The sequence below is a fragment of the Planktothrix pseudagardhii genome, from assembly GCF_904830925.1.
Classification (GTDB): Bacteria; Cyanobacteriota; Cyanobacteriia; order Cyanobacteriales; family Microcoleaceae; genus Planktothrix; species Planktothrix tepida.
In genome coordinates, this window is record NZ_LR882967.1 from 3,074,319 (window position 1) to 3,094,621 (window position 20,303).

Below are 20,303 nucleotides of genomic sequence, written 5' to 3' on the forward strand. Positions count from 1 at the left end.
GAGACAGTTGAATAGTTAGAGTCGATAGGAGCGTTACCACTCCTACCTCTCCTTCAGAACCGTGCATGAGACTTTCACCTCACACGGCTCCTTGATAATTCCACCTTTGTTATAGGTACGATTCAAAACGGTTGATTGTCATAATTCTCAACAGTTTTAGTTAAGGAACCATCACTAGCCGTTTTTGTGTCGTGACAATGTTTGTGTAAAAGTTGCAGATTATCGTAAGTATCTTTTCCACCTAACGATTTGGGTTTGATATGGTCAACTTCTACAATGTCTGTACTTGTAAAATACAAACCACAGTGAGGACAAATACCCTTTTGTTTCTTAATTAATTGGGAAACCCTGTTAGGAGTCTCAGGATATTCACCTCGTCGTTTACTCCAATAAATCCAGTTTCCATCAAACGGACTAGCCTTGCCTTTAACCTTTGTATGCCTGACGATTGGTGTACTAGCATGGGTGAGTAATTCTAATCCATTTTCTGTACTGAAACACCAATTTATGTCGCCTACTGTTCGCCAGTATTTGTTTTTATTGATGTTCCCTTTTCCCCTCGTTCTTGCCCAGGCTCTCAACTTGTCATAAGTTAGATAGTCAACCTTGTTAAAGGTTTCTTTACTGACTACCGTTGAGTAATAGTTTGACCAGCCTCTTATAATTGGATTCAGCTTACTAATTAAAGCAGCTTGAAGCGAGGTTTTATGGGTATCTATTATTTCAGCTATTTTGACGAGGTGAGTTTTGATTTTGGTTTTTGAGGGTGTGATTAATGTCTTAAAACCTAGTGGTGTTCCATTCGTTTTTTTTGCGCTTCGGTAGTTACCTACTTTGTACTGTTGTATATGGAACCCTAAAAACTCAAACCCAACATTTCCTTCTATTTTATTAAGGGTGTGGGTTAATTTTGTTTTATTAGGTTTTAATTCCAGTCCCATATCATTTAACCATTCAGCAATTATCTCTTGAACTCTTTTGATGATGTTCAAATCCTCGTGGATTATTACAAAGTCATCAGCGTACCGGATGAGGCTAAGGGCGTAACGGTTATCCCTTTTTCTCCCTTGTAGAGTTTCTGCATATTGCATTACTCTTTCTTCCATTCCATGTAAGGCAATATTCGCAAGCAAGGGTGAGATAATCCCCCCTTGTGGTGTACCTTCATTTGTTGGAAAGATTTTCTTTCCGTCCATATACCCTGCTTTGAGCCAAGCTTTAATTTGTCGGTTTAAGTTTGGGTAAGTATGTATTTTTGAGAGTAATGCTTTATGGTTAATACGGTCAAAGCATTTAGCAATATCAGCATCCAGTATATATTTAGCTTTATATCTGATATTGTTAAATATTGCTTCGATTGCATCATGACAGGAACGTCCTGGTCTAAAACCATAACTGTTTGGCTCAAATTGTGCCTCCCATTCTGGTTCTAATGCTAGTTTGACTAACGCTTGTAATGCTCTATCGTCTATTGTGGGTATTCCTAATGGACGGGTTTCTGTTGTACCAGGTTTGGGAATCCTTACTCTACGAGTAGGCTTAACCTTACCTGTTAACTTTAATCGTCCTACAAGGTTCATTCGTTGCTTTGGGGTCAGAGATTTAACTCCATCCACACCTGCGGTATTTTTACCTTGATTATCTTGTGTTACCCGACGTGTTGCAATACATTTTGCCGACCAGGAATTAATCAGGGTCTTCTGAAGTTTGCGAACTGCTTTAACATCGCCTCGTTCACTCGCTTGAAATATTCTCTTTTGCAACTTAAAAGTCACCCGTTCTAGCTTGCGCCAGTTAAGGTCTTTCCACTCCACCGTCTGATTTTTATTCAGCGTTTTAGATATATTCATTGCTACTTGTTCTATTTCTTTGGAATTACCGAGTATCTGTCAGCATATCCCTTGCATTACCAAGGGCATTCGCTTTTGATACCATCCCTCCCCTACCTATCATTCGTTAGCTACTTACTGGATTTCGACCTCTCCAGAGATATATGGGGGTTACTTCGTTCCGATTACATATTTGTTTGAAGTCTTTAGCGTGATGCTTTCCACCGGGTTTATTGGGCGGTGCTAATAAGTCGAAGAGTAAATCGCTTATGCCCTAGCCTTGCCTTTTGGCTTGGTGTTAATCAAGTTTTATCTTGATTCAGCCATTACACCATTTCAAATGACGATGGTTCAGATACATCTTTGCTTGCGCTACACATGGACTTCTTGCTCGATAGTTACCAGATTTGGCTTCCAGTAGTTCTACCTTTTAATCCCGCTTTAGCCTGTTGGATGCTACCCTCACAAACTAGGGGTTATGCTTTCACCTCAGCACTTGAGGGATGGGACTTACCGCACGGCAGTTCACCCATAAATGTAATCAGTTATCACCAGTCTTAACTACTGGGTTAACCGTCCCATAAGCTTTTCGGCTTATTTTAGGTTAAACGAATCGCACTACTCTTGTTTGACTGTATTCACCGAGTTCAGGGGTGTGCCAAGCACCCCATCAGTTAAACCGGATGAATCCATTACAGAAGCATCTCTCTGTAGGTCTAACTGACAAGAAAAACCGTCCCATTGAGCTAGGTTTTTCGCAGCATTCAAATCAGAGTTATGGTAGTGACCATTAGGGCAATTGAAATCATGTCGATTTCTTTTACCAATAAAACCACAGGTTGAACAGGATTTGGAAGTGTATGGCGCAGGTCTTTTAATTAATTTCAATCCTTTAAGAGCCAACTTATAATTAAGTTTCTGTTCCAAAGAATAATAAGACCAATTATGTCGAGATTCACCGGAATCAGAACGAGATTTTTGGCTCTGTTTCATTGTGCTTCGACATCCTTCTAAATCCTCAATAACAACATCAGCATTATGGTATTCGGCAAAACGAACAATTCGACGGCTGATTGTATGATTGATTGCATCCATCCATCGTCGTTCTTTTTTGTCCCATTTCTTTAATGCTCGAAACTTTTTAGCTTCTTGAAGTTGTTTTCTTCGTTGTTGAAAATAACGTCTCCGATGCTTAACGCTTTGACCATTAAAGAACTTACCAAAACCCTGTTTAGGTGCAACTACCGCTAAATTATTCTGTCCTCGGTCACATCCTAATCTTTTCTCCGTCTTAACTTCTGGAACATCCTCAGTAATTGACAGATAGGCATACCACTTATTTCGATGTTTAATTAATTTAAAAGAACCCCCTTGAATTGTTCCCTCTAACAATCCGTCTAAAACAGGTTGCCAATGGGGAGATGCAACTTCAATGGGAATTCTTTTTTCACCTTTAAGGGTTGGAAAACTAATTGAATAAGTATTCCCTTTTAGGGTTAACTTCCAGTTTTGGTTGTTAACTTCCACAGGAAGAACTTTATATTGTTTGGTTTTACGACCTGTGGGTGATGTGGTATGTCGGATTACTTGGTTAACAAGGGCAGATTTTAACTCGGACATAATTTTAGCTGTTGTCATTTTACGCCGTTCTTTAATCGGCAATGACAACAGCTTGTTGGCAACCCGTGTGTTTTCTGCCGTCATTTGCTCAAACACCTGAGCTTTACAACGGTTGAGATCCACGAATTTCAATTTAATCGTCCGAGTTATTTTTGTCATGTCATCCATGATAACATAAGGTTGATGAATCGTGTGTATCGACAATGACAGAAAATCAATATAGAAGAAAAAACACATCAGTTAGTCTGATCAACTATCATTTTGTCTTTTGCCCAAAAAGGAGGAAAAGGGTGTTGGTTAACGGAGTGAGCAGAAGATTAGAGGAAATTATCTACCAAAAAGCAAAAGAGCTAGAATGTGATGTCCTAGCTCTGGAGATAATGCCTGATCATGTGCATTTATTTATTAGTTGTCACCCTTTGATTGCTCCACATCAAATTATGTTCAGAATCAAAGGGGCATCATCAAGAATATTAAGAAAAGAATTTCCTCATTTACTTAAACTACCTTCTTTGTGGAGTCGAAGCTATTATTGTGGGACGGCTGGTTCTGTTTCTAGTGAAACTATCAAAAAGTATATTGCTAACCAAAACTCTCACTAGCCTTCACTCCGCCTAAAGGCGGGTATTCTACATCCCACGCTTGAAAGACGTGGGCTTTGAATACGGTTATTGTAAATTTCCCTCACACTTTTCAGGTCAGGAAAATCATATTTCCGAGTTTTTTTTGCAATACAAGCCTTTAAAGCACATTCAATCACATAACCGCTTAGATAGTAAGCCCCGGAATATTGATGGTTGTCCAATAGCACTTTTGCTTCTTTACGTCGAGTCTCTGCTAAGTCCTGGAAATCCTGCCTATTCAAAAAATTAGCCTTCCTGCAAAGAACGCATCCTGTTAATTATACTCCTAAATTGAGAAACCCGGTTTTCTATATTAATCAACTACTCTTAACCATCCCCGATGTAACCGATTAATAATTTCACTAATTTGTTGACATTCTTTTAAACCTAAAACTTGGTCAGAGAAAATTAAAGCCATTAAACCTTGTTGGTCAGCGCGAGTAATTTGACCTGTGGCGTAAATTTTGTTAACAATGCGCTGAATATCAGTAGATGTACCTAAAGATACCTTGTTCATCCTTTCCCCTCTGAGCAAATACTAATTAATACACCCCTCTGACTCCCTATCAGGATGATTTTGATGTAAATGACCTGCAAAAAGTTAAAAATCAGAGAGGTGAAGAGTTTAAGGATGAACAGTCTCTTTAGGATTGCTCCGCAGAAACGTAGCTTGCTAATCCTCTAAATTTTAGCCCTAAAATAATATCATTCCATTCTGATCCCAAATAGTTTCCTGTTTGAGTAATGGCATTAATAAAGTAGAATCCATCTAAATCCGTTGCCTTTTCTGCCCAGTCACTAATATCAAAAGATCTAATTTTATTAAACTCTGGTACAGGTTTAGCATGATTTTCATCAGGTAATATATAAAGATGATCACCAGATTTTTCAACAATAGTTACGCCACTGACTTTACGGATTTTCGTCAGGGAAACAGGTTGTAATGGGTTGTATCCTTGAATAATTTTCATGTCAACCTCTCCTCTGGGTTGATGATTTAGATGGAAGGTTTGGGCGCGGGTAGGATGAGAATGATCTTGATATCATTACTATCTCTATTAAAGTCGGTTCTCACCGGGGAGATTGTTCCAGTTATTTCCCCGTCCCCAAAGTCTGTCCTCGATTAAGGGGAAAGACGGATTCTATTATGTAACGGATGTGACAATTCAACAAGTGGTTTTACGGTCAGCGTTATTTTTCGTAAAATTTCTGGGTTTAAATTTTATTTGTTCAAATAAAAAAACCTTCTCTGGATCAGGGAAGGGAGAGGGGAATTTTGAAGCCAGAAAGGAGTTTCAGGGAATTTAGAAAGAGAATATGGAATACTCTTTCAATCCCATCAACGCTTTAATGATTCTTGTTTAACCCTAATACTTTTCGTAAGAGGGTTTGATCTGAAAATTTTGCGGATAAACGACCGTTCTCTAAATCGCGAATCCAACTTTGGCTCTTACCTGTCATTCTCGCCAACTCCCTCTGACTCATCCCTTGTTTTTTACGAGCCGTAACAATTTGTTCAGGTAAAAGATTCAACTCCGGCTTTAACTTAATTTTTCGCGTCTGAGTCCCTCGTTGTTGCTGTTTTGGGGTTTTCATTCGTTGTTCCCAATCTACAGGAAGTTCAAACCATAAAATCCGGGCATTCATCAATAAATTCCATTTACCGCGAGGACTAGCATCAGTAATTCGGGTTTCATTACTTCCATCCTGAATCCAAAAATCTAGGGCGGCATCAGCATCATCGGGAAGTTCGCCTAACTTTGCCCATAACGGTTGAATTTCAGGGGGATAAGTCACTGAATCAAAAACGGGTTTTAATCCATAATGATTTAAACATTCTAAATCTCTTTCAAAGGTTCGTAAAAGCCGCTTGCGCTCTTCTCGTCTTTGGGAAGCAAAGGTTAATTTCTCTTCTCCGTAAGCAACTCGCATTAATTTGGGGACAGTAATCCGTTGTTCTTTGCCCATTTTGGTTTTAAATAACAGCCACAGCATCATCCGAACAGCCCCTTCATGTTGTTGCCAAATACTCATCACAATACTTAAAAGGGATTGGGGTAGAATGCCATATTGATAAAAGGCAGTTTGTTCTTTACAACCTTGTTGGTTTAAAAAATATTTTGCCCAAATTCCAGCTTTGATTTTGAAGGTTAAACCCACTAAATATTTACATCCCATCTCATCTTCTTGAAAATGATGTTGAACTTCAGTGAGATGCCATAAGGGACTATTGACAATTAAAAATTTATTCACTTTTCCTTGCTTTGGCCAGTTAATAGACCCGGTAATAAAACAAGGTTGTTCCGCAATTTTACGAATCAGGGAAAGTTTAGTGGCTTTGCTGAGATCTTTCCGTTTATCTAACTCTAAATATTCTTCAATTTGGCGATCGCTAATGATAAATTCTTCTTCCCAAGGCTTTTCTAACGCGGTTGCATGAGCCGCATAAATTAAGTGCATACAAGCGGCTCGAATATCGAAAGATTGAATCCCAGTCAGTGCGAGTTCTCCGATAGAATGATCACTCATCCGTAGGGTAATCATTCCCCGTCCGCCATTGACTCGTCGTTCATAATAAGGCTCTCCAACCTCATCAAATTTCCAATCCAAGGATTGTCGCTGGGTTAATAAGTTACACAATTCCCACATCACCATGGAAGAGGCAAACGGATGATTTTTCCCATTCGCAAATAAAGATGGGCTAGTTACTGGTCTGAGTTCTGCTTTATATCTCCCTTTTTTCGATTCAGAGGGTAGAGGACAAGAAATTGGACACAACATTAAACATTGAGGTTCAGAATAATAGCCTTCGCAATTATTACAAAGGTCGGGATCGATCCAATAATGATTATCCTCGATTTTAACTGCACCGGTTGGGCAAACAGGGCGACAGGTATCACAAGCCAGACAATGACCAGGGATTTTATAAGCCATAAACCAATCTGAAATATTTGGGTTTTAGGATATGAGATCAAACTCGGAATTTTTTTTTCTTGCTGGAAAAGTTAAGCAAAAAAAACGCTATTTATGATTTTTAGTAAAGTAACAATATTATTTGATAATTTGTGTTCATGGTAAGCATTTTTACGCTTTTCTATAGGCGGCTGCTGACGAAGATTTAAAACAGCCCCCAGCACGATTTTTCAGTTAATCATTTATTATTTGTATATAGAAAAAGATCAAGCTCAAATTCTCATAAAAAAGTGCGTTTTTGCGAATTCAGCACTTATTTTTAGGGCTAAAGTGCAATAACAAGTTATTAAGCACTGATACAAAATTATTGGCACTGTCATTGGTGAATGGAGCGATAGTGGAATGAAGAATCTCCCCCTTATCAGTAAGCAATTTATTTTGTTTGACTGCTTATCACAATTCTTGTGTTGAACTGCTTATTTTATCGTAGGGGTTGGGAAACCCCTACAATTTTTTTTGCCACAAATCATACATAGATTTTTAGCAATTTGATTCGTCTCCCTCCTTAGTTTTGCTCGTAAGCACTATGAGTGTGGCATTGTTTAGGACAAGCCCGTGAACAAGCTTCACAGCCAATACAGTTATCAAGATTAACAATCGTCATCACTTTACGTTCAAATTCTTCGTCTTCCTCGTCCTCCACAAATTCTCCTTCCTCATTCAGTGCTTGTAGTCCTAGAACATCTTGACCACAAACCTTTAAGCATCTGCCACAACCTAAGCATTTTGCATAATTGATGGCAGTAATAAATTGAGGTGTCCAGGTTTTACCCCCGCGTGTTAATCCTGTTAATGTTGCCATAATGATTCCTCAGATTCACAATAGATAAAGGGTTGAATTGTTTAAATACTGATCAGATCAAACTATTGAATTATTTTAATCCACTTCTTTAAAAAAGTAAAGAGATTTTTGATAATAATTTATAGAGAAATCCAACATGAAATCTTTAAATGTTTGCTACACATCCATATTGTGTAGAGACGTTGTATGCAACGTCTCTACCTGAAAAATTTAGAATTGCGATCGCTTCAATTACTGAGAAGATTGACAAGTTTTTTCAGTATGACTACGGGGACAGGTTTCTAAGTTTGTTATCGTTTTAGCAATGGGGGTCAAACCCAGCCAAGCATCAATCTTTTCAGGATTAAACCCAACAGAAAATATATCACCTACCTGCATCAAAGGGCGACGAATTAACAATGGGTCAGCTAACATTAATTCTAGGGCTGTGATTTCATCCAATTCATCGATAATCACCTCTCCCGACTTAATCCCAGGCGCGCTCAAATTAAACCACTCACTGACAGGTAAACTCCCGAAAAACGGGCGCAAACTTTCCGCAGTCCAAGGTGTTGTTAAAAGATTACGCGCCTCAACTTGATGACCAGCTTCTACTAACAAGGTTTTCTGTTTCGTATTATTAATACAACCCGGTTTTTCATAGAAAATGATATGAACCATTGTGATTGATATTGCCTCCTCTTCAATTTATTTTCAACTTTGTATAACAACCTGTAGGGATTGGGTTACTCAACCTTCTAGGAATCTGGGTTGGATTACCCAACCCCTACAATCAAAAATTAAAACAATTTAATCCCTGTTTTTAAGGAATTAAAATTCCGTTTGCACCTGTTTAATTTAGGCGCTTGGCTTCAACAGTTTGAGGGAGTTTTAACGGTTCTTGTGAATTAGAAATTTCCAACTCCCAACCATTGGCTAACGTTAAAATTTTCCCCGATGATTCAACACGTTCACTGACAACTTCTTCTTCTAAGTCTTTCTTAGCAACATAAACCATTAAATGCCCATTTGTATGACGACGCAACATGACTTTCATGAAACTTCTTCAACCTCTTCTAATTCTTTTTTTTTGCAACCAACAATAAACCCTCTTTCTAAAAAATGCACAGCATAAATATAAGAGGTTTGTAAATAAGTTCCAATCCCAACGACATAACCAATTTCACCTTTTTTGGCAAGGGTTGCGCCGATATCCTGACCGGGAAAAGTGCCATCATTCCGAATTAATTTGCGAGTTCGGACTTTTTGGTTAATTTCAAAGACAGGGGGACAATTTAACTCCAGTTCATCTAACTGCATTAAGCACTCCTCCGTTCTGTTGCTAAATTCACTAATTCCTGTACAGTTAAATCCCGTTTCACTTGTACAGAAAAATTTCTAACCTGTTCTAAAATCCCTTGGGTTTCATCGGAATTAAGATAAATCCCATGATTTTCTAGAACATCAAACAGTAGATGTCGTCCTGAATGTTTACCGATCGCTAACCGTCGTTCTCCGCCAACTTCTTGAGGTGCAAACGGTTCATAGGTAAAGGGATTTTTGAGAACCCCATGAGCATGAATTCCAGCTTCATGAGCAAAGGCATTTTTACCAACGATCGCTTTCCAAGGAGGAACAACACCGCCCGATGCTTTTTCAACAAATTGTGAGAGTTCTTGGAAATGGTGAGTATCGATTCCTAAGTCAAGATTATACACTTGTTTAAGTGCCATAACGACTTCTTCTAATGCCGCATTACCCGATCTTTCACCTAATCCATTTACAGTTGTATTCACAGAAGTTGCACCCGCAATTACTCCGGCGATCGCATTAGCGGTTGCCATCCCTAAATCATTATGGGTGTGCATTTCCACAGGAATTTCTAATAGTGAAACCAGTTCACTAACCTTTCTGTGAGTGCCAAAGGGATCTAAGATTCCAACAGTATCACAGAATCGAAACCGTGAAGCGCCTAATTCTTCTGAATAAAGGGCAACATCTAGGAGAAAATTTTCATCCGCCCGTGAAGAATCTTCTCCCCCAATAGATACATATAACCCTTGATCAACCGCAAAGCTAACAGTATCTCGAAGTTGAGCTAAAACTCGTCGCCATTGCCCTTGAAATTTAGCATCAATTTGAATGTTTGAAACCGGAATTGAAATATGAACCCGCTTCAAACCACAAGCAATTGATGCTTCAATATCACTTATAACTGCACGGTTCCAGCCTAGAATTTGAGCATTTAAACCTAAGCTTAAAATCCGAGCAATCGCTTTTTGTTCTTCCTGCCCCATAGCAGGAATTCCTACTTCTAATTCTTGGACTCCCATCATATCCAACAGCAAAGCGATCAGGATTTTTTCTTCTAGGGTAAAGGCAACACCCGCCGCTTGTTCACCATCTCGGAGTGTGGTGTCATTAATAATAACTTGATTCATATTAATTCTGCTCCTCATGGTCATTTAGATTTTAGATTTTAGACTTTAGATTTTGGATTTACTCGGTCGGAAAGGATGAAGCTTTTTGCTCGAAAAATCCTCACCCGATACTAACTTCGATTCGGGTACAATCTCGATTAAATGTGCGTCGGCTTTGGAGAAGATTTCGGCTTTTTAATGGGAAGCTCAAGATCATTCATGATTTTTGCAACCATCCGTTCATAGATGAACGCCCAAAACAGTAGATAAGCGGCTGAACAAGCAACACTAATCATAATCAATAGCTCCTTAATCGTTGACGGTTTTCTTTAGGGCGAGGTGAGACACAAGCCCCTAGGGAATGGGAAATTTTGAAAGTGGAACAGGCATCTTGCCTGTGGGAGCAAACTGCTGAACTTGCTGTTCTAATTTCTCAATCCGCACTATAAGGGAACGAATGGCAGCAGCTTCTGGGTCGGGTAAGATCCCATGTTCCAAAGGGCAGCCTTTACCGGGTTTAGAAACAATTCGTCCAGGGACACCCACAACAGTACAGTCCGCCGGAACGTTTTGTAACACAATTGAGCCCGCACCAATGCGAACCTGATCCCCAATGTGAAGATTGCCTAAAATTTTTGCCCCTGCACCGACCACAACCTGATTGCCTAAAGTGGGGTGGCGTTTACCCGTTTCTTTCCCCGTCCCCCCCAAAGTTACACCTTGGTAAATCAGGACATTCTCTCCAATGATTGCGGTTTCACCAATGACAACCCCCAAACCATGATCAATAAAAGCTCCTTTACCAATGACCGCACCGGGGTGAATTTCAATTCCAGTTAAAAATCGAGCAATATGGGAAATGAACCGGGGAAGAAAAGGAACTTGGTATTGATGCAAACTGTGGGCTAGGCGATATAAACACAGAGCGTGAAAACCCGGATAACAAAATAGCACTTCTAATCTGCTCTCGGCGGCGGGGTCACGTTCAAAAATAATTTGGAAATCAGCCCATAGGGTTGTTAACAGATTTTCAGAACCAGGTTCTTTTGCTATCAAGTTTGTTTCTGATTTCGGATTACTGTTAACGGCTGATTTCCGGGCTCCCTGGGTCTGCAAAGGAAGGAGTGGGAACACTTTCTCAGGAGGTAAACGAGTTAGAAGTTGCAGCATTGGTGGAGGAGAGAGCGGAAGCAATACCATTTGTTTTCCTGCTTATAGCAGATGCTCTTTGCCATAATCAGCCCTAATCCCCAGGTTGAAATTACTATAATTTATTAAGTTTGTACTCAAGTGTTTTAAACCCAGTGAAATCAGGCTAAAAAAAATCTTTTGGGGATAGGGGTGCTAGTATTTTTCGGGTTAGGGGTGAGTATTTTTTTAGGGGGGCTTGAGTATTTTTTTGTACTCATTGAAAGCCTTTCTATAGTTAGGGTTCAGCTATTTTAGCTTGAGTAGTTTTACATTGATAAGCTGACATAATCAGAGCGATAAGAGATTAAGCAAATATAAAATTTTTGTTACGATAACTACCATTTGAAAAATCAAAGTGATAACTTAGATACAAAATTAATAGTCTTCAGAAATGTTGGGATAGTTATCCAACTATTTCAGCTTAATTGAGTAGTTTTTGAGTACAAACTTCCGACTCAAAAAAAGGGGGGTGTAAATGTCCTCAAAGCTACTCCTAGATTGGGTTTGGGTGTGAGTAGGGAGAATTCCAGTCCCTAATGCCAAAAATACTCATCCCCCCCCTAAAAAATACTCGTACCCCATACCCAAAATATTTTTTCGATCCTGATATAGAGGGGCTTTGAAGCCTTGAGTAGAATTCCAATTATTTCAATAAATCTGAACTGGGGGAACAACTCAAACCCCTAAAACGGTGGCTGCTATAAATCCAATAACGTCAGGCACTTAAGTCCACGACTCAGAAGGCAACCTTAGCTTCTTGACCGATAAGTGTTCTTACGTCGATTAATCAGTTCGTTATTAGACTTACGGATTTCGATGTCACCTACTACAGAACTTCTCTCGAAACTAGAAGCGAAAGCGCAACCCGATGCCCTTCCCACATCCCAAAAGTCCGGCTCCTGTGGTTGCAGTTCATCTTCTTCTGAAACGACCGTAGACGAAAAAATCCAACAGCGCATCGCCAAGCATCCCTGCTATAGCGAAGAAGCACACCATCATTACGCTAGAATGCACGTTGCTGTTGCTCCAGCTTGCAATATTCAATGTAACTACTGCAACCGCAAATATGACTGTGCGAACGAAAGCCGCCCTGGTGTTGTTAGTGAACTGCTGACCCCCGAAGAAGCCGCCCATAAGGTGCTGGTAATTGCGGGAAAAATTCCCCAAATGACAGTTTTAGGCATTGCTGGCCCTGGCGATCCCTTGGCAAACCCGAAGCACACCTTCCGCACTTTTGAACTCATTGCCGAAAAAGCCCCGGATATTAAGCTATGTCTGTCAACCAATGGCTTAATGTTACCTGACTATATTGATCAAATTAAACAACTGAATATTGATCATGTAACTCTAACCATTAATATGGTTGACCCAGAAATTGGGGTTAAAATTTATCCTTGGATTCGTTATAATCGCAAACGCTATACAGGCATTGAAGCCGCCAAAATTCTGCACGAACGGCAGATGGAAAGCTTAGAAGCCTTAAAAGCAGCAGATATTCTCTGTAAAGTTAATTCTGTTATGATTCCGGGGATTAATGATCAACATCTCCCCGAAGTTAACCGAGTGATTCGGGAAAAAGGAGCCTTTCTCCATAATATTATGCCCCTGATTTCCGCACCCGAACATGGCACTTACTTTGGTTTAAATGGTCAACGAGGGCCAACCCCTAAAGAACTGAAGGCAGTTCAAGATCAATGTTCCGGCAACATGAAGATGATGCGCCATTGTCGCCAGTGTCGCGCTGATGCCGTTGGACTTTTAGGGGAAGACCGCAGCCAGGAATTTACCAAAGACAAATTCCTAGACATGACACCCGAATATAATTTAGAAACACGGCAAGAAGTCCATGCAGCCATTGATCAAGTTCAAGCCGAACAAAGAACAGTCAAAACTGCAAAAGCCCACAAGAAAGTTGCCAATTCTCCTAAAATTTTAGTTGCTATTGCCACCAAAGGCGGTGGTTTAGTGAATCAACACTTCGGTCATGCCAGAGAATTCATGATTTATGAAGTGGATGCCAACGAAGCTAAATTTGTCGGACACCGTAAAGTTGAACAATATTGTCATGGAGGCTATGGCGAGGAAGATTCTCTCGACAATATTTTAAAAATGTTAGAAGGTTGCACGGCGGTTCTGGTTTCTAAGATTGGTCACTGTCCTCAAGAACAATTGAAACAAGCCGGAATTGAAGCGATAGAAGTCTACGATGTGATTGAAAAAGCAGTCACAGAATATTACCACAAATGGTTTTCTCTGCAAGTTTGTAGCGATTCTATCTTAGCCAATCCGTAATTTCTTAACTTCCATCAGCCGCCCTTTATTGGAGTCGTCTCATGTCTGTTATTTATCTTGATAACAATGCCACCACCCAGGTAGATCCCTTAGTTGCTGAGGCAATGCTACCCTTCCTGACACAATATTATGGCAACCCGTCTTCAATGCACACCTTCGGCGGACAAGTGGGTAAAGCCATTAAACAAGCCAGAGAACAAGTTGCTGCTTTATTAGGAGCAGAACCCACAGAAATTATCTTTAATAGTTGTGGTACAGAAGGAAATAATACGGCAATTCGCACCGCCTTAGCCACAAATCCCAACAAAAAACATATTATTACGACTGAAGTTGAACACGCTGCAATTTTAAGTCAGTGCAGACAATTAGAAAGTCAAGGTTATCAAGTTACCTATCTTTCAGTTAATCGTCAAGGACAATTAGACTTAGATGAATTAGAAGCTAGTTTAACGGGTGGTACGGCAGTTGTTTCGATTATGTATGCGAATAACGAAACAGGCGTTGTTTTTCCCATTGAACAAATTGGGCAAATTGTTAAAGCTAAAGGCGCAATCTTTCATGTGGATGCGGTGCAAGCCGTTGGTAAAATTCCCCTAGATCTAAAAAATAGCACCATCGATTTACTCACCTTATCGGGTCACAAACTACACGCACCGAAAGGAATTGGGGTTTTGTATGTACGAAAAGGGGTACGTTTCCGGCCGTTATTGTTAGGGGGACACCAAGAACGGGGACGACGGGGGGGTACGGAAAATGTACCCGGAATTATTGCCCTCGGTAAAGCCAGCGAATTAGCATTAGTTCATTTGGCAGATGTGAAAAAAGAACAGCAATTGCGCGATCGCTTAGAACAAGGTTTACTCGCAAAAATTCCCAATTGTGAAGTCAATGGTCATCCGATTCAACGCTTACCTAATACCAGCAATATCGGGTTTAAATATATTGAAGGTGAAGCAATTTTACTCTCCCTCAATCAATACGGAATCTGCGCTTCTTCGGGTTCTGCTTGCACCTCTGGTTCCTTAGAACCCTCCCATGTTTTAAGAGCATTAGGTCTACCCTATTCTGTCTTACATGGTTCGATTCGCTTCTCTCTTTCTCGATATACAACAGATGAAGAAATTGACACCGTATTAAAGGTAATGCCAGAAATTGTAGAACGGTTAAGGGCATTATCTCCCTTCAAGAGTGACGAAGAAGCCTGGTTAAAAGAACAAGAAAAAGCAATTGCTACTGCCCAAAGTTAAAGACAGGCAATAGGCAATAGGCAACCGTCAACTGTCAACTGTCAACTGATAACTGATAACTGAATTCTTATGTGGGACTATACAGAAAAAGTCATGGATCTCTTCTATAATCCCCAACATCAGGGAACCATAGAAGATTGCAACGAACCTGGATTAAAAATTGTCACTGGAGAAGTTGGAAGCATTGCTTGTGGAGATGCCCTCAGACTCCATCTCAAAATTGATGAACAGACCGATAAAATTTTAGACGCTCGGTTTCAAACCTTTGGTTGTGCTAGTGCGATCGCTTCTTCTTCCGCCTTAACCGAAATCATCATTGGCATGACCGTTGATCAAGCGTTAAACCTCACAAACCGTGAAATTGCTGAATATCTCGGAGGTTTACCCGAAGAAAAAATGCACTGTTCGGTCATGGGACAAGAAGCCTTAGAAGCGGCGATTTTCTCCTACAAAGGCATCCCTCTGGCTAACCATGAAGAAGATGAAAGTGCTATGGTGTGCCGCTGTTTCGGAATCAGCGAAACCCGAATTAAAAAGGTGATTCATGAAAACAAACTCACCGATGCCGAACAGGTGACAAATTACATTAAAGCGGGGGGCGGATGTACGTCTTGTCTGGCCGACATTGATGATTTAATTGCTGCGGTTTGGCAAAACCCTGATTTTGAAGTTCCAGTTACCCCAGAAATCAGCCCTCAACCCCTCCTGACGAATTTACAAAAAATCACCTTAATTCAACAGGTGATAGATACCGAAATTAAACCTTTCCTCGCTTTGGATGGCGGTGATGTCGCCCTATACGACGTTGAGGGAGACAAAGTAAAAGTCATTCTGCAAGGAGCTTGTGGTTCCTGTTCCAGCAGCTTAGTCACCTTAAAAGTTGCCATTGAAGGCAAATTGCGAGAACGGGTACTACCCACCTTAATCGTTGAAGCCGTTAACCCTTATTAAGTCTAAAAGCCATGAGTTATCCATCGAAAGGGCGATCGCCGCCGGGTGACGTTCCTTATATCCAAAACAGAATCCCTAGCTTGGTTTGCAGTTGACAAGAACCCACCTACAAACCACTCGATCCAAACAAACCTTTTAACTAATCCTACAGAGAGACTATCATGAGCGACAAAATCAGACAAATCGCATTCTACGGTAAAGGCGGTATCGGTAAATCCACCACCTCCCAAAACACGATCGCAGCGTTAGCAGAAATGAAAAAGCGGATCATGATCGTGGGTTGTGACCCCAAAGCAGACTCGACCCGCTTAATGCTGCACAGCAAAGCCCAAACCACAATTCTGCATCTAGCAGCCGAACGCGGCGCCGTTGAAGACCTGGAACTGGATGAAGTGTTGTTAACTGGATGGGGTGGTGTCCGTTGCGTGGAATCGGGTGGCCCAGAACCTGGTGTCGGTTGCGCTGGACGGGGAATTATTACCGCCATTAACTTCCTTGAAGAAAATGGCGCCTATGAAGATTTAGATTATGTCAGCTATGACGTATTAGGGGACGTTGTATGCGGTGGTTTCGCCATGCCCATTCGGGAAGGCAAAGCCCAAGAAATTTACATTGTTACCTCCGGTGAAATGATGGCAATGTATGCTGCCAATAACATTTCTCGCGGGATTCTCAAATACGCTCACTCCGGTGGTGTCCGCCTCGGTGGTTTAATCTGCAACAGCCGTAAAGTTGATAAAGAAATCGAACTGATTGAAGCCCTGGCTGATAAACTCGGCACACAAATGATCCACTTTGTTCCTCGTGATAATGTGGTGCAACACGCTGAACTGCGTCGGATGACAGTGATCGAATATAGCTCTGATCACCCTCAAGCCGATGAATACCGGGCTTTAGCGAAGAAAATTGACGAAAATACCAAACTCACCATTCCTACCCCCTTATCGATGGATGAGTTAGAAGAATTACTGGTCGAGTTTGGTATTCTGGGCGACGACAAAGAATACGAGCATCTCGTTGGCAAAACTGCCAAAGAAGTTGCAGCCGTCTAACAGCAAGCAACAGGAAACAGGAAACAGGAAACTTTGGATTAGCCGTTGATATCTCCCTCCTATCTCCTCCTGTTTCCTACCTCCTAACAGCAATTTATTCTCTACTCTCTAATACTGAAATCCTATGACACCTCCAGAAACCATTACCTATCCAGAAACCACCACTGAAGCCACAACTGAGGCAACGGTTGATGTAGAGACGCGCCATGGCACGTCTGTACCAATTGATACAAAAGCACTGATTCAAGAAGTCCTAGATTCCTATCCCGAAAAAAGCCGTAAAAAACGGGAAAAACACCTCAATGTCTATGAAGAAGGTAAATCGGATTGTGGTGTGAAGTCCAATATCAAATCTCTTCCAGGTGTGATGACCACTAGAGGCTGCGCCTACGCCGGATCGAAAGGGGTGGTCTGGGGGCCGATCAAAGACATGATCCATATTAGTCATGGCCCCGTTGGTTGCGGTTATTACTCTTGGTCAGGTCGTCGCAACTACTACATCGGGACAACGGGTATCGACACCTTTGGCACGATGCAATTTACCTCAGATTTCCAAGAACGGGATATCGTCTTCGGGGGTGACAAAAAACTTTCCAAGCTGATTGATGAACTCGAAGAACTCTTCCCCTTAAATCGAGGGATTAGTATTCAATCTGAATGCCCCATCGGGTTAATTGGGGATGATATTGAAGCCGTCGCCCGTACAAAATCGAAACAAACAGGCAAAACTGTTGTTCCTGTGCGCTGCGAAGGATTCCGGGGTGTATCTCAATCCCTCGGACACCATATCGCCAATGACACCATCCGCGACTGGGTATTCCCGAAAGCCGATAAAGCCAAAAAAGAAGGAACCATCAGCTTTGAACCTGGCCCTTATGATGTGGCAATTATTGGGGACTATAACATCGGGGGTGATGCTTGGTCGAGCCGGATTTTATTAGAAGAAATTGGCTTGCGGGTTGTGGCTCAGTGGTCTGGAGATGGCACACTGCAAGAAATGATGCTCACCCCTCAAGTGAAGCTGAATCTGATTCACTGCTATCGGTCAATGAACTATATCAGCCGTCACATGGAGGAAGCTTACGGAATCCCCTGGTTAGAATATAACTTCTTTGGCCCTACGGAAATTGCTGCCTCCTTACGAGCCATTGCCGCTAAATTTGACGAAACCATCCAAGCGAAAGCAGAAGAAGTTATTGCTCGTTATCAAGCCCAAGCGGATGCCATTATTGAGAAATTCGGCCCCCGTCTGCAAGGGAAGAAAGTGGCTCTCATGGTCGGAGGCTTACGTCCTCGCCACGTTGTTCCTGCCTTCAAAGATCTGGGGATGGAAATTATCTCTACGGGTTATGAGTTTGGTCATAATGACGACTACAAACGCACCACCCACTATGTCGAAGGTGGCACACTCATTTATGACGACGTAACAGGTTATGAATTTGAGGAATTTGTTAAAGCCTTAAAACCTGACCTCGTAGCCTCTGGAATTAAAGAAAAATATGTCTTCCAGAAAATGGCACTGCCTTTCCGCCAAATGCACTCCTGGGATTATTCCGGCCCCTATCACGGTTATGACGGTTTCGCGATCTTCGCCCGTGACATGGACTTAGCCCTCAATAGCCCCACCTGGGATTTAGTCAAAGCCCCTTGGAAGAAATAAAAGTGGAACAGGCATCTTGCCTGTCACTAGATAAGTTAATAAAAAGAACAGGCATCTCGCCTGTTCCACCACCTCAACAATTAGTGGAGAAAGACAATGGCTCAGAATGTAGAGAATATTAAAGATCACGCAACGCTGTTCCAAGAACAAGAATATCAGGAACTTTTCACCAATAAGAAAGAATTTGAAGGTGGACACGACCCGGATGAAGTCGCCCGGATTGCTGAGTGGACAAAAACCTGGGAATATCGGGATAAAAACTTTGCCCGTGAAGCCTTAACCGTCAACCCCGCGAAAGCTTGCCAACCGTTAGGCGCGATTTTAGCCGCCGTAGGTTTCGAGTCTACCCTTCCCTTCGTTCACGGTTCTCAAGGGTGTGTGGCTTACTTCCGCACCCACTTCACTCGCCACTTTAAAGAACCCTTCTCGGCGGTTTCCTCTTCCATGACCGAAGATGCTGCCGTGTTTGGTGGACTCAACAACATGATTGATGGGTTGGCGAATGCCTACGCCCTATATAAACCTAAAATGATTGCCCTCTGTACGACTTGTATGGCAGAGGTAATTGGGGATGACTTGGGGGCGTTTATTTCCAACTCCAAGGAAGCGGGTTCTGTGCCTAAAGACTTCCCGGTTCCTTATGCCCATACTCCTAGCTTTGTCGGTTCCCATATCACGGGTTACGACAATATGATGAAGGGGATTCTGTCTAACTTAACCGCAGGTCAGAAGAAAGAAACCACCAATGGCAAAGTTAACTTAATCCCTGGTTTTGAAACCTATATTGGCAACCTGCGGGAAGTTAAACGGATGGCGTCTTTAATGGGGGCAAATTATACCCTGTTGGCGGATAATTCTGATTATCTCGACTCGCCCAATGATGGGGAATATCGGATGTATCAAGGGGGAACCAAATTAGACGATGCAGCCGATGCTATTAATGCAGAAGCAACGATCGCATTACAAGCTTATTCCACCTCAAAAACACGGGATTATATTGCTAAAGAATGGGGACAAAAAACCTCCGTTTCCCGTCCTGTTGGAATTCGGGGAACCGATGAATTCTTGATGGCTTTATCTGAACTGACGGGTAATCCTATCCCCCAAGAATTGGAACTTGAACGGGGACGGGCAGTAGACGCGATTACAGATTCTCAATCTTGGATTCATGGTAAACGCATTGCCCTGTATGGTGATCCTGATTTAGTTTATGGTTTAGTTAGCTTCTTGCTGGAGTTAGGGGCTGAACCAGTGCATATTGTGGTTAGCAACAGCAACCCAGAATTTGAAGCTGAGTTAAAAGCGTTGTTAGATTCCAGTCCCTATGGTCAAGAAGCGACGATCTGGGGGGGTAAAGATTTATGGCATATGCGTTCACTCCTCTTCACCGAACCCGTTGATTTGCTGATTGGCAACTCCTACGGAAAATATCTGTGGCGTGATACTAAAACCCCCTTCGTCCGCATTGGCTATCCGATCTTTGATCGTCATCACTTGCATCGGTATGCTACTTTTGGATACCAAGGTACGATCAACCTCTTAAATTGGATTGTCAATACCCTCCTTGACGAACTCGATCGCAACACAATTATCCCTTCCAAAACTGATATCTCTTACGACTTGATTCGTTAATGGTCACTGCTCACTGTAGAGACGCGCCATGG

General features: G+C 41.6%; 19 protein-coding genes. 7 read left to right on the forward strand and 12 right to left on the reverse strand.

Annotation, left to right across the window (positions count from 1 at the left end):
* Positions 1 to 122: 122 nt before the first annotated feature.
* Positions 123 to 1,850 (reverse strand): group II intron reverse transcriptase/maturase, encoded by a 1,728-nt coding sequence (gene ltrA, locus NMK36_RS12970; RefSeq protein WP_254173914.1) that lies wholly within the window; start codon positions 1,848 to 1,850, stop codon positions 123 to 125.
* Positions 1,851 to 2,447: 597 nt separating this feature from the next.
* On the reverse strand, positions 2,448 to 3,608 hold the full coding sequence (locus NMK36_RS12975) for an RNA-guided endonuclease InsQ/TnpB family protein (protein ID WP_254173915.1): 1,161 nt from the start codon (positions 3,606 to 3,608) through the stop codon (positions 2,448 to 2,450).
* Positions 3,609 to 3,652: 44 nt separating this feature from the next.
* On the opposite strand from NMK36_RS12975, the gene tnpA reads away from it, so the two are divergent.
* Positions 3,653 to 4,051 (forward strand): IS200/IS605 family transposase, encoded by a 399-nt coding sequence (gene tnpA / locus NMK36_RS12980; RefSeq protein ID WP_072717176.1) that lies wholly within the window; start codon positions 3,653 to 3,655, stop codon positions 4,049 to 4,051.
* Here the strand turns inward: tnpA and NMK36_RS28985 are convergent.
* From NMK36_RS28985 to cysE, 10 genes are all read right to left on the reverse strand, one after another.
* Positions 4,048 to 4,314: a HEPN domain-containing protein gene (locus tag NMK36_RS28985; protein ID WP_367997183.1), complete on the reverse strand. Its 267-nt coding sequence runs from the start codon at positions 4,312 to 4,314 to the stop codon at positions 4,048 to 4,050. The two genes, tnpA and NMK36_RS28985, sit on opposite strands and share 4 nt — an antisense overlap.
* A gap of 71 nt (positions 4,315 to 4,385) precedes the next feature.
* Positions 4,386 to 4,589: a hypothetical protein gene (locus NMK36_RS12985; RefSeq protein WP_254173916.1), complete on the reverse strand. Its 204-nt coding sequence runs from the start codon at positions 4,587 to 4,589 to the stop codon at positions 4,386 to 4,388.
* Between the two features lie 127 nt (positions 4,590 to 4,716).
* Positions 4,717 to 5,043, reverse strand: coding sequence for a hypothetical protein (locus NMK36_RS12990; protein ID WP_254173917.1), 327 nt, complete (start codon positions 5,041 to 5,043; stop codon positions 4,717 to 4,719).
* Positions 5,044 to 5,419: 376 nt separating this feature from the next.
* Positions 5,420 to 7,006: a helix-turn-helix domain-containing protein gene (locus NMK36_RS12995; RefSeq protein ID WP_254173918.1), complete on the reverse strand. Its 1,587-nt coding sequence runs from the start codon at positions 7,004 to 7,006 to the stop codon at positions 5,420 to 5,422.
* Between the two features lie 544 nt (positions 7,007 to 7,550).
* Positions 7,551 to 7,847, reverse strand: a complete 297-nt coding sequence (gene fdxB, locus NMK36_RS13000; protein WP_254173919.1) for a ferredoxin III, nif-specific — start codon at positions 7,845 to 7,847, stop codon at positions 7,551 to 7,553.
* A gap of 231 nt (positions 7,848 to 8,078) precedes the next feature.
* Positions 8,079 to 8,507, reverse strand: coding sequence for an ArsC/Spx/MgsR family protein (locus NMK36_RS13005; protein ID WP_254173920.1), 429 nt, complete (start codon positions 8,505 to 8,507; stop codon positions 8,079 to 8,081).
* A 172-nt stretch (positions 8,508 to 8,679) separates the two neighbouring features.
* Positions 8,680 to 8,883, reverse strand: a complete 204-nt coding sequence (gene nifT / locus NMK36_RS13010) for a putative nitrogen fixation protein NifT (protein WP_072721289.1) — start codon at positions 8,881 to 8,883, stop codon at positions 8,680 to 8,682.
* Positions 8,880 to 9,146 (reverse strand): nitrogen fixation protein NifZ, encoded by a 267-nt coding sequence (locus NMK36_RS13015; protein ID WP_072721287.1) that lies wholly within the window; start codon positions 9,144 to 9,146, stop codon positions 8,880 to 8,882. Before NMK36_RS13015 ends, nifT begins: the two co-directional genes overlap by 4 nt.
* A complete protein-coding gene (gene nifV, locus NMK36_RS13020) occupies positions 9,146 to 10,267 on the reverse strand; it encodes a homocitrate synthase (protein WP_254173921.1) in 1,122 nt (373 codons plus the stop codon). The genes NMK36_RS13015 and nifV overlap by 1 nt, the downstream gene beginning before the upstream one ends.
* Before the next feature lie 333 nt (positions 10,268 to 10,600).
* The gene (gene cysE, locus NMK36_RS13025; RefSeq protein WP_222425287.1) at positions 10,601 to 11,272 is read right to left on the reverse strand and encodes a serine O-acetyltransferase; all 672 of its coding nucleotides are present in this window, start codon (positions 11,270 to 11,272) and stop codon (positions 10,601 to 10,603) included.
* 981 nt (positions 11,273 to 12,253) lie between these two features.
* Here cysE and nifB point away from each other — a divergent pair.
* The 6 genes from nifB (at position 12,254) to nifK (ending at position 20,271) form a co-directional block, all read left to right on the forward strand.
* Positions 12,254 to 13,729: a nitrogenase cofactor biosynthesis protein NifB gene (gene nifB, locus NMK36_RS13030; protein ID WP_072721282.1), complete on the forward strand. Its 1,476-nt coding sequence runs from the start codon at positions 12,254 to 12,256 to the stop codon at positions 13,727 to 13,729.
* 41 nt (positions 13,730 to 13,770) lie between these two features.
* On the forward strand, positions 13,771 to 14,976 hold the full coding sequence (gene nifS, locus NMK36_RS13035; protein ID WP_254173922.1) for a cysteine desulfurase NifS: 1,206 nt from the start codon (positions 13,771 to 13,773) through the stop codon (positions 14,974 to 14,976).
* 69 nt (positions 14,977 to 15,045) lie between these two features.
* Positions 15,046 to 15,927: a Fe-S cluster assembly protein NifU gene (gene nifU, locus NMK36_RS13040; protein WP_072721278.1), complete on the forward strand. Its 882-nt coding sequence runs from the start codon at positions 15,046 to 15,048 to the stop codon at positions 15,925 to 15,927.
* Between the two features lie 173 nt (positions 15,928 to 16,100).
* Complete coding sequence (nifH, locus tag NMK36_RS13045) at positions 16,101 to 16,979, forward strand: nitrogenase iron protein (RefSeq protein ID WP_186440468.1); 879 nt, start codon at positions 16,101 to 16,103, stop codon at positions 16,977 to 16,979.
* A 124-nt stretch (positions 16,980 to 17,103) separates the two neighbouring features.
* A complete protein-coding gene (gene nifD, locus NMK36_RS13050; protein WP_072721275.1) occupies positions 17,104 to 18,639 on the forward strand; it encodes a nitrogenase molybdenum-iron protein alpha chain in 1,536 nt (511 codons plus the stop codon).
* A 96-nt stretch (positions 18,640 to 18,735) separates the two neighbouring features.
* Positions 18,736 to 20,271 (forward strand): nitrogenase molybdenum-iron protein subunit beta, encoded by a 1,536-nt coding sequence (gene nifK, locus NMK36_RS13055; RefSeq protein ID WP_072721273.1) that lies wholly within the window; start codon positions 18,736 to 18,738, stop codon positions 20,269 to 20,271.
* The last annotated feature ends 32 nt before the right edge of the window (positions 20,272 to 20,303 follow it).